Origin of the sequence: Flavobacterium sp. (genome assembly GCF_044371705.1) — a bacterium.
Lineage (GTDB): Bacteria > Bacteroidota > Bacteroidia > Flavobacteriales > Flavobacteriaceae > Flavobacterium.
In genome coordinates this window covers 1-14,762 of the sequence record NZ_JBILTE010000053.1, presented here as the reverse complement: position 1 = coordinate 14,762, position 14,762 = coordinate 1, and the positions used below count along the sequence as shown (strand labels likewise).

The following is a 14,762-nucleotide window of genomic DNA, read 5'->3' as shown; positions in this document are numbered from 1 at the left end:
TGAAAATATGCTGAAAATAAATTTGGGCATTGAATTAGACGATGAATTAGTATTGACTGATGACCTAAAATCACTAACTGCTTTAAATCTTGATTTGGCTCTGACCAATCCTGAATTTAATGTAGAACAAAATATTGATTATACATTAATGACCAATTTTGTTGATCAGCGAAACCTGGAATTGAAACTTGAAAAAAGTAAATATTTACCTTCTCTAGGAGCTTCTCTAAATTATGGCTACAATGCATTTGGAGAAGATTTCAGTACGTTTACCAATGCTGACAATTGGTTGGATTATTCCAACCTAGGAGTGAATTTAAACATTCCTATTTTTAGTGGATTTGGCAGAAATGCTCGCACACAACAAGCGAAGATTGCTTTGGAACAAGCAAAAACGGAACTTACAGAAACCGAACAACGGCTGAAATTGGAGTACTTTACAGCAAAAAGCAAGTTTGATTTTGATGTGGAACAATATTTTAGTTCCAAACAAAACTTAACGTTGGCTGAACGTATCGAAAAGAAACAGAACATTAAGTTCACCGAAGGTCTCTCCTCCAGTTTTGAATTTACAGAGGCACAAAGACAATTATACACCGCTCAACAAGATTATTTACAAGCAATGGTAAATGTCATCAATAGCAGAGCAGCACTTGAGAAAATCACAACTAAAAACTAAAATCCCTCCACATGAAAAAAATACTATCACTTTCTGTACTTTCCATTTTATTATTCGCTTGTTCCGGTGAAAACAAAAACGGAAATCTTGACGAAGTCATTCAATCCAAAGACTTAGTAAAAATAAAAGCTACGCGTGAAACTTTTCACAAAGAATATGAAAAATTGGTCGCTGATTTGGCTAAACTTGACAAAGCAATTGAAGCGTTAGACACCATTCAAAAGAGTACTTTAGTTGAGGTAATCACCATAAAAGATACCCTTTTTACACATTATTTAGAAATACAAGGAAATGTTGACACCAAAGAGAATATCATGATTAGTCCGGAATATTCTGGTGTTTTAACACAAGTAAATGTAAAAGCCGGTCAACGGGTTACAAAAGGTCAGGTTTTAGCACGAATAGATGATGGCGGTATGGGTTCACAATTGGCACAAGCAGAAACACAATTAGCACTTGCAAAAACTACTTTTGAAAAACAAAAAAACCTTTGGGATCAAAAAATTGGTTCCGAAATTCAATACCTGCAGTCTAAAACTGCCATGGAAAGCCAACAAAAAATGGTTGCCCAAATAAAGTCTCAAGTAGCCAAATCTTTGGTGAAAGCTCCTTTTAACGGCACAATTGACGAAGTATTGATTGAAAAAGGAAAAGTGGTTGCTCCAGGTATGGAATTATTCAGAATTGTGAACTTGACCAATATGTATGTCTCAACTAGTGTTCCTGAAACTTATATTGGAAAACTAAAAGTGGGAACGGAAGTAGAAGTTAACTTAACATCACTAAATAAAGTCTACAAAGGTAAGGTTCGCCAAGTTAGTAATTACATCAATCCAAACAACAGAAGTTTCGGTATTGAAGTAAGTGTACCCAATCCGGAAAATTTATTACGCCCAAATCAAGTGGCTAAACTTAAGATTACCGATTACGAAAATAAAAATGCAATTGTAGTTCCAACGAATTTGATTTTGGAGGACGGACAGAAAAATAAATATGTTTATACTGTTACCAATTTAAATGAAAAAACAGGAGTTGCAAAGAAAGTACTGGTGCAAGTTGGAAGATCCTCCAATAACGTAACTGAAATCTTAAAGGGACTAACAATTAAAGATGTTTTAGTTTCTGAAGGTGCAACTAATATTTCAGAAGGAACCAAAATAAATTTCTAATTGTAATTTTAGAGATACTAAATACCTAATATATGTCACACCAAAATAAAGAATTCGGAATATCAAGTTGGGCTATAAACAACAGGGTAACAGTGTATATTTTTACTCTACTAGTCACCATTACTGGACTAATTGCCTATGTAACGATGCCACGTGAGGATTTCCCAGAAATCATTGAAAACAAAGTATATATATCATCTGTCTTCCCGGGAAACTCTGCAGAAGATGTTGAAAAATTAATTATCAAACCGCTTGAAAAAGAGTTTAAAAATATAAGTGGTGTTGAAAAAATCACGGCAAGTTCATTTCAAGATTATGGAATGATTATCGCTGAATTTTCAGACAAAATATCAATTGAAGACGCGAAAATTAAAATCAAAGACAAAGTTGATGTAGTAAAGGCAGATACTGATTGGCCAAATTTAGACAATGGTAGCAAAGTAGAACCTAGTGTTTTTGAACTTAATATTTCAGAAGAAGTTCCTATTCTAAATATCAATTTGAAAGGAAATTATACAACCCAGCAGTTGAAAAAATATGGTGAAAAGCTGGAAGATGATATCGAGGAAATACCAGAGGTAAAACAAGTAGATATTCTTGGAGTCGACGATAAAGAAGTAGAAATTGCCGTAGATATATTCAAAATGACAGCGGCACAAGTTTCTTTTGATGATATTCAAAACGCTGTTAAATACGAGAATATGACACTTTCTGGTGGAAATTTAACTTCTCAAGGTTCTAGAAATAATATTAGAATTATAGGTGAAATTAAAGATCCAAAAGAACTTGAAAACGTAGTTGTTAAGTCTTATGGTGGAACAGTATACCTAAAAGATATTGCACAAGTTTCTTTCAAAGAAAAAGAGAAAACCACCTATGCTAGAGAAACGGGTAAAGAAGTAGTGATGCTAAACGTAAAAAAACGTTCTAGTCAAAATATGATTTCTGCCATTGACCAAGTAAAAGAAAAAATAGAAAGTGCAAAACAGAGTTATTTGCCAAAGGATTTAACTATTGAGCTTACAAGTGATCAATCTGATAGAGTTGAACATCAAGTAGATGAGTTGTCCAATCATATTATTTTTGGTATTGTACTAGTAATGATTGTTTTAATGTTTACAATGGGATTACGAAATTCATTATTTGTAGGTGCGGCAATACCACTTTCAATGATGATTGCATTTACCATACTATCAATGTTTGGGTTAACCTTAAATACTATGGTACTTTTTGGTTTAGTAATGGGATTAGGACTTCTTGTAGATGACGGAATAGTAGTTGTAGATAATGTTTTTGCCAATATGAAAAAAGGGATGTCACGAGTTGAAGCCTCAAAAATTGGAATAGGCGAAATTGCATGGCCTGTAATTTCATCTACAGCAACTACATTAATGGCATTTTTACCATTTGCATTGTGGCCAGGTACTATGGGCAAGTTCATGATTTATTTCCCTATAACTTTAACTGTGACGTTAACGGCATCGCTGTTTGTAGCAATGGTGGTAAATGCTGCTATGACTGGTGGTTCTATGGCTATCGAAGATAAAAATGTAACGGCTAATTCGGCAAAAAAATATACTGTTGCATTTGTTATTATTGGGTTGTTGTTTGTAGTTATTGGCAATATATATGATTCTAAATTTGCAAGAGGAATTGGTCATTTAGCAATTATTTCACTTGTATTAATGTGGTTGTATAAAATTAAATTATACCAATGGACACAGGATTTTCAACACAGTTTTTTTCCAAAATTAGAGGAAAAATATAGAATATTCTTGACTAAAATTTTAAAAGGTAAAAACGCATGGTTTGCCCTTTTCGGAATAATTGGTTTACTTTTTGTTTCGATATTTTTATTGGGATTGTTTCCAAGGAAAGTACTGTTCTTCCCAGATAATATACCTAGACAGGTTATAACTTATATAGAATATCCCCAAGGTACCGATATTGAAAAAACTAATAAAGCAACTCTTTTTGTTGAGAAACAAGTGTTTGACATAATGAAAAAATATGTCGATGAAAGTACAAACAAAAATTTCCTTGCTGAAAGTATTGTTTCTCAAGTAGGTGTAGGAGCTGGTAATCCAAATATTGATGCCGGTTCTGCAAACGAAACACCGTTTAAAGGAAAAGTAACTGTAAACTTTAGCGAATTTAAGTTTAGACGTGATGTAAATACGTCTGACGTTCTTGATGAAATTAGAGCAAAAGTAAAAGGAATACCTGGAGCAAAAGTTACGGTTGAAAAAGACGCGAACGGTCCGCCAGCTGGATACCCGATAAGCGTTGAACTCACAGGAAATGCAGGAATAAATTATGATCAAATGCTTACCGAAGCAGATAAAATGATACGCTTTATTGAGGCAAAAAATATTCTAGGAATAGAAAAACTAAGTGTAGATGTAAATAAACAAAGTCCTGAATTGGAAGTGAAAGTAGATAGAGTAAACGCCGGAAGTACCGGGATTTCTACAGGTCAACTTGGATTTAACTTAAGACGTTCGGTTTATGGACAAGAAATATCTACCTTTAAAGAAGGCGATGATGACTATAATATCATCGTTAGAATGCAAGAAGATCAGCGAAAAAATGAAAATATTCTATTCAATCAATCGTTGACATTTAGAAATCAAAATAACGGACAAATCGTTCAGGTGCCAATTTCTGCCATTTCTGAAACCGAAAAAACGTATACGTACAATCAAATAAAAAGAAAAAATTATAAAAGAATTTTAACTGTCTATTCAAATGTACTAACTGGCTACAACGCTGATGAAATTACGAAACAAATTGAGGCAGAATTAAAAGGATATGAATTACCAAAAGGGATTAAATACTCCTTTTCTGGTGTACAAGAAGAGCAAGGTAAAAATCAAAGCTTTTTGCTTTATGCTTTGTTCTTAGCGATGGCTGGAATTACTATTATTATAGTTCTACAATTTAATTCAGTTTCAAAAACAATTGTAATTTTGTTTACCGTTTTATTAAGTTTTAGTGGTGTCTTTTATGGTTATGTTATTGCAAATATGGATTTTGTTGTTTTAATGACCATGATGGGAATAATTTCTCTCGCAGGAATTGTGGTAAAAAACGGAATTGTATTAATGGACTTTTTCGTGCTATTATTAGATAAAAAAGTAGCGGAAAAAGGTGTTGAAAGTCACAATGATTTAACCATTTATGAAATAGAAGAAATTATTATTGAAAGTGGTAAAAACCGTTTAAGACCAGTTTTACTTACGGCTATAACTGCTATTCTAGGATTAATTCCACTTGCAATTGGTTTAAATTTTGATTTTTTTGGACTTGTAACCGATTTAAATCCACATATTTATATGGGAGGGGATAATGTTATTTTTTGGTCACCGCTGGCTTGGACTATTATTTTCGGACTAACATATGCAACAGTGCTTACCTTGGTTATGGTCCCTGTGATGTTCTATTTAATAAAACGCACAAAGTACTATCTACGAGACAGAAAAGCTGAAGCAAAAGCAGGCGAATTGCGTTGAGAAAATTACCTTTATTGCACAGTTAATTTAATAATCAAAAGCTACGGAAACGCGTAGCTTTTTTTTATCTTTCGAACCGCAAAATATGAATGACTACTATGAAAAAAATTATGGGTTCACTCTCACTACTTTTTATTCTAATTGCTTGTAAACAAGATAATGCAACACAAACAATTACGATTAAAAAACGCTATTCTTTAGCTATTCCGAATTTCTTGTCGGTTGCCGATAATCTTCATGAAGATGCATCGTTGCAATATCAAAACTTATTCAAAGAATTTTACACCATCGTAATCGATGAACCATCAAAAGACTTTGATGAAATGATTGTCAATGAGCCAAGTCTTTCGGACTATTACACAGCCAATCTAGAAGGTTATTCCAACTTGATTGTAGATAATATGAAAGTTACTGTTGAAGATGGAACCTTTTCTGAATTCACTCAAACAAAAATAAACGGAAACGATGCAAGAAGTATTAGCCTTGAGGGAACGGTTGAAGGCATAAAAGTTTTTTATCACCTTACTTTCATTAAGGGAAAAAGACAATACTACCAAATTGTGAATTGGACCGAATTGAAAAGAAAAAATGACCACTTACAATTCATGGAAAATATCTCCGCTTCCTTTAAGGAACTAAAACAAAAGAAATAAAAAAAGTCCCGCAACCAAACGGGACTTTCATTCACTTTTAAAAAACTTCAATTATTTATTTAAAACAATTGCTTCACTAGACCATTTTTTCACTTGAGCAACTCGAGTGTCGGTATAATCAACTTCCATGAGGTCGGCACCACTCCAAAAGAACCATTTGCCAACTTTCTTGCCGTTCTCATATTTACCAATGGCAACTTTCTCTCCATTCATGTTGTAAGAAATCCATTCTCCATGAACTTTTCCATTTTTATAAAAACCTTCTTGTTGTATTTGACCGTTATCGTAATAAAAAGTTGATTTAACTAATTTGTTAACAATCTCATGTTTCACATTGTTTTCTTGAGCAAAAATTACTCCTGAAACTACTAGCATCGCTGCAATAAATAAATTTTTCATATCTTCTTCGTTTAAGTAGGTTAACAATTACATTACAAATATATATAAAAATTTACATTTAAAACATAATTTGGTAACAATTTGGTAACATTGGAAGAAAATTTAACATTTGCAAAAATATTCAAGTAAAAAAACAACGCTAATGCGTTGTTTTTAATGTACTTATGAAATTAGTCCTACTTTACTAAAGCATCTAATTTTTTGCGTAAATCTGGACTTGAAGGTCTTGAAGCATCGGCTTCTAACACATTTCCGTTCGGATCTATCAAAATAAATCGCGGAATTCCTTGAATACCGTACTCGATAACAAATTTTGAATTCCAATCGTTATCGGCAAACAATTGCACGCCTCCCAATTGTTTTTGATCCACCATGTTTTTCCATTTTTCGTGGTCCTTTTTAGCATCAATAGAGATACTTAAAAACACAATATTTTTATCATGATAATCAGCCTCTACTTTTTTCAGATGAGGAATCTCCGCCAAACAAGGTCCACACCAGGTAGCCCACACATCTATGTACACATATTTCCCTTTAAAATCTGACAGTGAACTTGTTCCTCCTTTATGGTTTTCATACGTAAATGTGGGCGATGGTTTTCCGACCATTTCTTTAGATTTCAGATCACTTTCACGCATTTGCTGCATCATTGCATACTCTTGATTGGCTCTTTTAGTCATGACCGTTCTAAAGTTCTCATCTAAATTAACATCACTAAAAAGTTTAGCATCGCTGGCTTTTTTTGCTTCAAATGCTTTGGCAAAAACTTCCTCATCATCTGTAGACAAATACTTCAATTGAAATTGTTCGTCATCCAAAGCTTTCCTCGCTAAGACATTGTTTTCCAACGAACCGTTTCCTTTGTAGGATATTGACTCATCAAACTCTTTGGTATTTAAAGTCATTAATAAATCATACTCGTTTTTCAAATACAACTGCGTGTATTCACTTCCATCAAAAAACTGGTAAAAACCGGTAGTCACCTCGAAAGTTTCCGTAAAAAGACCTTTTTTGTTCACCGCAATTTTTTTCATAAACTTCTGAGCTCCTCGGATGGTAATGGTATCACCCACACGATTTTCAATTTTTGCTGTAAAGGTCATTTGTGCAGACGAAGTAATCGTCATAAAAACCGCCAAAAGAGAAATACCGATGTATTGTACTTTGTTTTTCATATTTGATTTTTTTTAAGTGTATCAAATATACTCGTTTTTTTAAAATCCTTGTAAAAATTGTTCGTTTTTTACGCCTACTACCAACGTTGAAATGCCCGAAGTATTGGATTTTTGTTTTACTTTTGCACAAATTAAAATTTTATGTACAGATCGCATACTTGCGGCGAATTAAACGCGTCGCATATCAATACCGAAGTAACGCTTGCCGGATGGGTTCAAAAATCACGTGACAAAGGATTTATGAATTGGGTCGATTTACGCGACCGATATGGCATTACGCAATTGATATTTGATGAAAATCGAACCGAAAAAACCGTTTTTGACGCATCAAGATCATTGGGTCGTGAGTTTGTGATTCAGGTAGTGGGTACTGTTATTGAACGGGAAGCCAAAAACAAAAACATTCCTACAGGAGAAATAGAAATACTTGTAACAAAACTTACCATTTTAAATTCGGCTCAATTGCCTCCCTTCACTATTGAAGATGAAACTGACGGTGGTGAAGACATCCGAATGAAATATCGCTACCTGGATATCCGCAGAAATCCGGTAAAAAATTCCCTCATTTTTCGTCACAAAGTATCGATGGAAGTCCGTAATTATTTATCCAAGCAAGGTTTTTGCGAAATTGAAACGCCGTACTTAATCAAATCAACTCCCGAAGGTGCTAGAGATTTTGTTGTGCCAAGTCGTATGAATGAGGGTCAGTTTTATGCCTTACCACAATCGCCACAAACCTTCAAACAATTGTTGATGGTAGGCGGAATGGATAAATATTTTCAAATTGTAAAATGTTTTCGCGACGAAGATTTGCGTGCCGACCGTCAGCCGGAATTTACCCAAATTGATTGCGAAATGGCATTCGTCGAACAAGAAGATATTTTGAATGTTTTTGAAGGTCTGACGCGTCATTTATTGAAAGAAATGAAAGGAATCGAAGTGGATAAATTCCCTCGAATTACCTATGATTATGCCATGAAAACGTACGGTAATGACAAGCCGGATATTCGTTTCGACATGAAATTTGGCGAATTAAACACCGTAGCTCAACACAAAGACTTTCCGGTATTCAATACCGCCGAATTGGTCGTTGGAATTGCCGTTCCCGGCTGTGCTTCCTATTCCAGAAAAGAAATTGACTCATTAATTGACTGGATCAAACGTCCACAAATTGGAGCCAGCGGAATGGTTTATGTGAAATATGAAGTAGACGGAAGTTTAAAATCATCTGTCGATAAATTTTATGACGAAGCCGATTTGAAAAAATGGGCTGAAATCACCAACGCGAAACCGGGGGATTTAATTTTAATCCTTTCCGGAAATGCGGATAAAGCACGCACACAATTATCGGCACTTCGTATGGAAGTTGCCACACGTTTAGGATTGCGTAAACCGGAAGAATTTGCACCACTTTGGGTAGTAGATTTTCCTTTGTTGGAATGGGACGAAGATTCACAACGCTACCACGCCATGCACCATCCGTTTACCTCACCAAAACCGGAAGACATGCAGCTGATTGAAACCGAACCGGGAAAAGTCCGTGCGAATGCCTACGACATGGTGTTGAATGGCAATGAAATTGGCGGAGGTTCCATTCGTATCCACGACCGTGATTTACAAAGTCGTATGTTTTCCTTGTTAGGATTTTCAACGGAACAAGCCGAAAACCAGTTCGGATTTTTGATGAACGCCTTCCAATTTGGTGCTCCGCCTCACGGGGGTTTAGCATTTGGTTTGGATCGACTAGTAGCTATTTTAGGAGGTCAGGAAACCATTCGTGATTTCATCGCATTCCCAAAAAACAATAGCGGTCGCGATGTGATGATTGATGCTCCATCAACTATTGACGAAAGTCAACTAAAAGAATTACACATTAAACTAGATTTAAAATAACTATATGAAATACATCATCCGCATCTTATTTGTAATCATCCTTGGCCTCATTGGCTACGGTTATTTTCTTAAACAAACCGTTGGAAATGAAGGCGATAAATGGGTAGGTTTGGGTGTTTTAACCACCGCATTGGTCCTCATGCCCATTTTTTTATGGCATCGCTATAAAAACAAGAAATTAGAGGACTATATGTTTAAATTTGACAAGAAAAAAGACGAAAATGCTGAAAATCAATAATTTTCGCAAAAAAGTAACATTCCGTTAACATTCGTATGTATTTATAGATTACCTTTGACCATTATTAATTTTTTTATTATTTCATAATGCGTACAGGTACAGTAAAATTTTTCAATGAGTCTAAAGGTTACGGATTCATTACAGATGAAGAAACAGGAAAAGACATTTTCGTTCACGCAACTGGTATCAAAGCTGAAGAGCTAAGAGAAGGTGACCGCGTTTCTTACGAAGAAGAAGAAGGTAGAAAAGGTAAAGTAGCAGCTCAAGTAGCTGTGATCGAATAACATATAGATTATTTAGATTACCTGAAATGGCTAACGTCTCGAGCAATCGGGACGTTTTTTTGTTTGTAATAACACAGATTTTAAAATTATAAAAATTATTTTTTGGGCGTGCCCCAAGGGTCGTGCTTTCGCCACTCGCTTTTTTGTTTCATCCCGTTGGTCTTGCACAAAAAGAGCTCAAACAAGGGCTCAATCACTCACGCAATCTGTGCTTCAATACAAAATTGTGCTAACTTTACAACTTCTATCTTAGCATACAATTGTCATGAACTATCAATTCAGAAAAGCCACCACCACTGATATCCGGGAAATATGGGAAATCCTCCAAAAAGCCATCCTTCGAAGAAAAGCCGATGGAAGCAACCAATGGCAAGACGGGTATCCCAATCCGGAAATTATCCAACAAGACATCGAAAAAGGCATTGGCTATGTGTTGACAGAAAACCAAACCATCATTGGTTATACTGCTGTTTTAATTAATGACGAACCCGAATATGCCAACCTCCAAGGAGAATGGACAACCAATAGTGATTTTGTTGTATTTCATCGGGTTGCTATTGCCGAAACGCATTTAGGTAAAAATCTTTCCAAAAAAATCATTGATTTCATCGAAGAATTTGCCTTAAACCAAAACATACACAGCCTCAAAGCAGACACCAACCACGACAATTTTGCGATGATGAAAATTTTCGAAAAATCAGGTTTTGTATTTTGTGGTATCGTGCATTTTAGAGGAAGTCCGCGACGAGCGTATGAAAAAGTGCTTACTCTTTAACTTTATTTTCTAAATGTAAAGAACGAACCTATTCCATTATTTCTTTTACAAAGATTGGTGGACTAGTGGTTTTTAAATTAAAAAACCTCCCATTTCTGAGAGGTTTAGTACCCTGCCTGCGGCAGGCAAGCCGGAGTGGGAACCTGCCTGCCGGTAGGCAGGTCGAACCCACAAACCTAAGTACACTAGTTTGGCTCAATTTAAATTAATCCGTGCAGCCTCGAATTGCTCGTAATTTTTCTTTTCCTACACCAGATTTAAAATATTTTTCCCTTGCACGAGCTTCAATTCTTGTGGCACATTCTTCAAAATAAATAAGTTTAAAAGGACCATAAGGTTTTGTAGTTTTGTTTTTACCTGAATTATGTTCAAAAAGACGGCGTTCTAAATTATCGGTTAAACCAACATAGATGTAGTTTCTCTCTAAACTTGATATGGCATAAACGAAAAACATAAATTTCAATTTAAATTTCAATAAAAAAAACCTCCCATTTCTGAGAGGTTTAGTACCCGGAGTGGGAATCGAACCCACACACCTAAGTACACGAGTTTGAGTCGTGCGCGTCTACCAATTCCGCCATCCGGGCAATTTAGATTTTTAAGTTTTTGACTAATTTTTAGAAAAAATTAATTAAAGACTATGCCATCCGGGCTTTCCTATGGATTTTTAAGCTTTTGACTAATTTTTAGAAAAAATTAATTAAAGGCTATGCAATCCGGGCATGCGAATGCTTATTTGTGGGTGCAAATGTAATTATTTTTTTGTCATATTTTCAAGAAAAATGTGGAAAAATTCCTTTACAAGTTGATTTTTATTTCTAAATTTGCACCTCGTTTCGGCGAAGCACAACTAACTAACTACCTAACAACGAATTAAAATGTCACATTTAGAACCGGAAGCAAAAATATTTGCTTGTTCACAAAGTGTCTATTTAGCTGAAAAAATAGCTGAAAACTACGGTATTCCGCTAGGCAAAGTTACGTTCTCACATTACAGTGATGGTGAATTTCAACCGTCGTATGAAGAGTCGATTCGTGGAATTAGAGTTTTTATTGTGTGTTCTACTTTTCCAACTGCGGATAACTTGATGGAATTATTATTGATGATTGATGCTGCTAAAAGAGCATCAGCCAGACATATTACTCCCGTTATTCCTTATTTTGGTTGGGCAAGACAGGACAGAAAAGACAAACCGAGAGTCCCGATTGGAGCAAAGTTAGTTGCAAAATTGTTAGAAACAGCAGGAGCCACTCGAATCATGACCATGGATTTACATGCGGATCAGATTCAAGGATTCTTTGAAAAACCGGTAGATCATTTGTTCGCTTCCACTATCTTTTTACCCTATGTAAAAAGTTTGAATTTAGACAACTTAACTATTGCCTCACCGGATATGGGAGGTTCCAAAAGAGCGTATGCCTATTCTAAATTTTTGGAGTCAGATGTGGTTATTTGTTACAAACAACGAAAAGTAGCCAATGTAATTGATACAATGGAATTAATAGGTGAAGTGAAAGGCAGAAATGTAATCTTGGTAGACGACATGATTGATACCGGAGGCACATTAGCAAAAGCTGCCGATTTAATGATTGAAAAAGGTGCATTAAGCGTAAGAGCTATTTGTACACATGCCATTTTATCGGGTGATGCTTATGAAAAGATTGAGAAGTCACAATTAAGTGAATTGATAGTTACCGATTCAATTCCGTTAAAGAAAGAATCAAACAAAATTAGAGTGGTGAGTTGTGCACCGCTTTTTGCCGAAGTAATGCACATGGTGCAACACAACAATTCCATTAGTGGAAAATTTTTAATGTAACGTCATTGCGACAAGCAAAGCAATCACATTACTAAAACAGTATTTTATTTATTAACTATATATTATTTACAATGAAATCGATTACGATTAAAGGATCAGAAAGAGAAAGCGTAGGCAAAAAGGCAACGAAGGCCTTACGTGATGCTGGAATGGTTCCTTGCGTTATTTACGGAGGAGATCAACCAGTACATTTTACAGCAGAAGAAAAAGCGTTTAAAAACTTGGTGTACACTCCAAACGCACACACTGTTGTGATCGAATTAGAGAATGGTAAAAAAGCAGATGTTATTTTACAAGACATTCAATTTCACCCAGTATCTGACAAAATTTTACACATTGACTTCTATGCGTTAAAAGACGATAAGGAAATCACTATGGAAATTCCGGTTAAAGTTACAGGAACATCTCCAGGTGTATTAGCTGGTGGAGTTTTACGTTTGAACCAAAGAAGATTAAAAGTGAAAGCTTTACCAAAAAATCTTCCGGATTATGTTGAAGCGAACATCTCTGCATTAGAAATGGGTAACAAATTATATGTGACCAAAGTTGCGGTTAACAATTTCAAATTATTACACCCTGACAATACAGTTGTAGCTCAAGTGAGAATTTCACGTGCAGCTATGAAAGCCGCTCAAGAAGCTGCAAAAGCAGAAAAAGGTGGAGCAAAAAAGAAAAAATAGTTCTATTTTTCATAAAACTCAAAGCATCGGTTCACGCCGGTGCTTTTTTTTATTCTGAACTTGTTTCAGAATCTTACTAGCAAAATCACTCCATGCTTCTAACTGGAAACTGTCCACTTTTTCAAGAACCTAATCCTGCTGTTCACTTCAAGCTTGGTTGTAAAAACCGTTTTTTCTAAGCCCCCCCCCAAGAGCTTCCGTTAGTCGCTTTGGGTAGGCAAGAAAAAATTGTTTTTTACGGCACAAGGCTTTCCGTTGCCATCAGGGGTAAAAAGTGCTTCCAATCAAATTCGGCTATAATTTAGAAACTTTCGTACTTTTGCAAGATGATTCAATGGATACATTCACTTTTTCAAAAAAACAATACAGTAGCAAAACTGGATATGAAAAAATTTTTAATCGTAGGCTTGGGAAATATCGGAGCTGAATATGTTAATACACGCCACAACATCGGATTTAAAGTAGTAGATCACTTTGCAAAAAAGGAAAATATCTCATTTCAAACATCAAAATTGGGGGACGTGGCAGAATTTAAAATAAAAGGCCGAACACTGCTTTTATTAAAACCCAATACGTACATGAATTTGAGTGGAAAAGCGGTCAAATTTTGGATGGAGAAAGAAAATATTGAAAAAGAAAATATTCTTGTAATTACAGATGATTTGAATTTGAGTTTTGGAACGATTCGCATCAAAGCAAAAGGAAGTGATGGTGGACATAACGGATTGAAAAGCATACAAAGTCTATTAAACACCACAGAATATCCTCGTTTTCGGTTTGGCATTAGCGATCAATTCAAAAAAGGCCGACAAGTTGATTATGTATTAGGCGAATGGAATGAAGATGAAAAAGCAAAACTACTGGAACGATTAGACAAGTCGATTGAAATCATTCAGTCTTTTGCATTAGCAGGATTAGCAAATACAATGAATGAATTTAATGGAAAATAAGGCACGATTTTAGTTTAAAATAAAAAACTATGAAATACATTCTACTACCCTTGATTTTAGTGCTATCCTTTTCATGCTGTGGAAAGAAAATAAAAACTACGCAACCCATGAGTTACAACTTAGAATCGGACTGTCCAACTGACGGGACATGCAAAATCACAATTTATCCAAACGAAAAACTTGAAATTGTAACCGATAAAACCGGAGCTATCTACTACAAAAAAATAGCTGATAATAATTCAACAATTTTTCATTTTCAATATACTAGAACTGCAGAAGAAGGCGTTCAGGACGGGCAGTATCAAGAAGAAGTGCTTTTTGAATATTCAAATGCTAATTTGCCTCTTCATATAACTGACCAATCATTACAATCAACAAAAATGCTCTTTGGCAGACATTGTTTTTGTAAGGGTCAAGCCGGCTACTTTTTGGTGAAGTCAGGAAGTTTGAATTTAAATCAGTCCAAAGCAAAAACTACACTTGACCTTCAATTTCAAATTGCGGAAGTCCCGCAAATAATTACTCAAATTCAAGG

Annotated in this window: 15 protein-coding genes and 1 tRNA gene; 12 read left to right on the top strand and 4 right to left on the bottom strand. The window is 35.1% G+C overall.

The window, feature by feature from the left end:
• The 4 genes from ACIQ2S_RS05495 to ACIQ2S_RS05480 form a co-directional block, all read left to right on the top strand.
• The coding region (locus tag ACIQ2S_RS05495; RefSeq protein ID WP_396173678.1) for a TolC family protein at positions 1-679 on the top strand (679 nt) is incomplete at its 5' end.
• Positions 680-690: 11 nt separating this feature from the next.
• A complete protein-coding gene (locus tag ACIQ2S_RS05490; protein ID WP_396173676.1) occupies positions 691-1,848 on the top strand; it encodes an efflux RND transporter periplasmic adaptor subunit in 1,158 nt (385 codons plus the stop codon).
• Between the two features lie 32 nt (positions 1,849-1,880).
• Positions 1,881-5,360, top strand: a complete 3,480-nt coding sequence (locus ACIQ2S_RS05485) for an efflux RND transporter permease subunit (RefSeq protein WP_396173673.1) — start codon at positions 1,881-1,883, stop codon at positions 5,358-5,360.
• Positions 5,361-5,458: 98 nt separating this feature from the next.
• Complete coding sequence (locus tag ACIQ2S_RS05480; protein WP_396173671.1) at positions 5,459-6,013, top strand: hypothetical protein; 555 nt, start codon at positions 5,459-5,461, stop codon at positions 6,011-6,013.
• A gap of 51 nt (positions 6,014-6,064) precedes the next feature.
• Here the strand turns inward: ACIQ2S_RS05480 and ACIQ2S_RS05475 are convergent, their stop codons facing one another.
• Positions 6,065-6,412, bottom strand: coding sequence for a toxin-antitoxin system YwqK family antitoxin (locus tag ACIQ2S_RS05475; RefSeq protein WP_396173669.1), 348 nt, complete (start codon positions 6,410-6,412; stop codon positions 6,065-6,067).
• Positions 6,413-6,588: 176 nt separating this feature from the next.
• Entirely contained in the window at positions 6,589-7,587 is a 999-nt protein-coding gene (locus ACIQ2S_RS05470) for a TlpA family protein disulfide reductase (protein ID WP_396173667.1), read from the bottom strand.
• Positions 7,588-7,728: 141 nt separating this feature from the next.
• Here ACIQ2S_RS05470 and aspS point away from each other — a divergent pair, with 141 nt between their 5' ends.
• The 4 genes from aspS to ACIQ2S_RS05450 all read left to right on the top strand — a co-directional run bounded on the left by aspS (position 7,729) and on the right by ACIQ2S_RS05450 (position 10,777).
• On the top strand, positions 7,729-9,480 hold the full coding sequence (aspS, locus tag ACIQ2S_RS05465) for an aspartate--tRNA ligase (RefSeq protein ID WP_396173665.1): 1,752 nt from the start codon (positions 7,729-7,731) through the stop codon (positions 9,478-9,480).
• Between the two features lie 4 nt (positions 9,481-9,484).
• Complete coding sequence (locus ACIQ2S_RS05460) at positions 9,485-9,718, top strand: hypothetical protein (protein WP_396173663.1); 234 nt, start codon at positions 9,485-9,487, stop codon at positions 9,716-9,718.
• Positions 9,719-9,804: 86 nt separating this feature from the next.
• The gene (locus ACIQ2S_RS05455) at positions 9,805-10,002 is read left to right on the top strand and encodes a cold-shock protein (protein ID WP_129462785.1); all 198 of its coding nucleotides are present in this window, start codon (positions 9,805-9,807) and stop codon (positions 10,000-10,002) included.
• 265 nt (positions 10,003-10,267) lie between these two features.
• Positions 10,268-10,777 carry a GNAT family N-acetyltransferase gene (locus ACIQ2S_RS05450; RefSeq protein WP_396173661.1) on the top strand — a complete coding sequence of 170 codons (510 nt, stop codon included), beginning with the start codon at positions 10,268-10,270 and terminating at the stop codon, positions 10,775-10,777.
• A gap of 205 nt (positions 10,778-10,982) precedes the next feature.
• Here ACIQ2S_RS05450 and ACIQ2S_RS05445 read toward each other — a convergent pair whose 3' ends face one another.
• Together ACIQ2S_RS05445 and ACIQ2S_RS05440 are read right to left on the bottom strand one after the other, a co-directional pair.
• Positions 10,983-11,231, bottom strand: coding sequence for a GIY-YIG nuclease family protein (locus tag ACIQ2S_RS05445; protein WP_396173659.1), 249 nt, complete (start codon positions 11,229-11,231; stop codon positions 10,983-10,985).
• Between the two features lie 53 nt (positions 11,232-11,284).
• Positions 11,285-11,364 (bottom strand) — tRNA-Leu (locus ACIQ2S_RS05440).
• A 291-nt stretch (positions 11,365-11,655) separates the two neighbouring features.
• Between ACIQ2S_RS05440 and ACIQ2S_RS05435 the strand changes: the two genes are divergently transcribed.
• From ACIQ2S_RS05435 to ACIQ2S_RS05420, 4 genes are all read left to right on the top strand, one after another.
• Positions 11,656-12,597, top strand: a complete 942-nt coding sequence (locus ACIQ2S_RS05435) for a ribose-phosphate pyrophosphokinase (RefSeq protein WP_396173656.1) — start codon at positions 11,656-11,658, stop codon at positions 12,595-12,597.
• A 71-nt stretch (positions 12,598-12,668) separates the two neighbouring features.
• Positions 12,669-13,277, top strand: coding sequence for a 50S ribosomal protein L25/general stress protein Ctc (locus ACIQ2S_RS05430; protein ID WP_396173654.1), 609 nt, complete (start codon positions 12,669-12,671; stop codon positions 13,275-13,277).
• 326 nt (positions 13,278-13,603) lie between these two features.
• A complete protein-coding gene (gene pth, locus ACIQ2S_RS05425) occupies positions 13,604-14,227 on the top strand; it encodes an aminoacyl-tRNA hydrolase (protein ID WP_396173652.1) in 624 nt (207 codons plus the stop codon).
• A gap of 29 nt (positions 14,228-14,256) precedes the next feature.
• On the top strand, positions 14,257-14,762 hold a 506-nt coding region (locus tag ACIQ2S_RS05420; RefSeq protein ID WP_396173649.1), incomplete at its 3' end, for a hypothetical protein.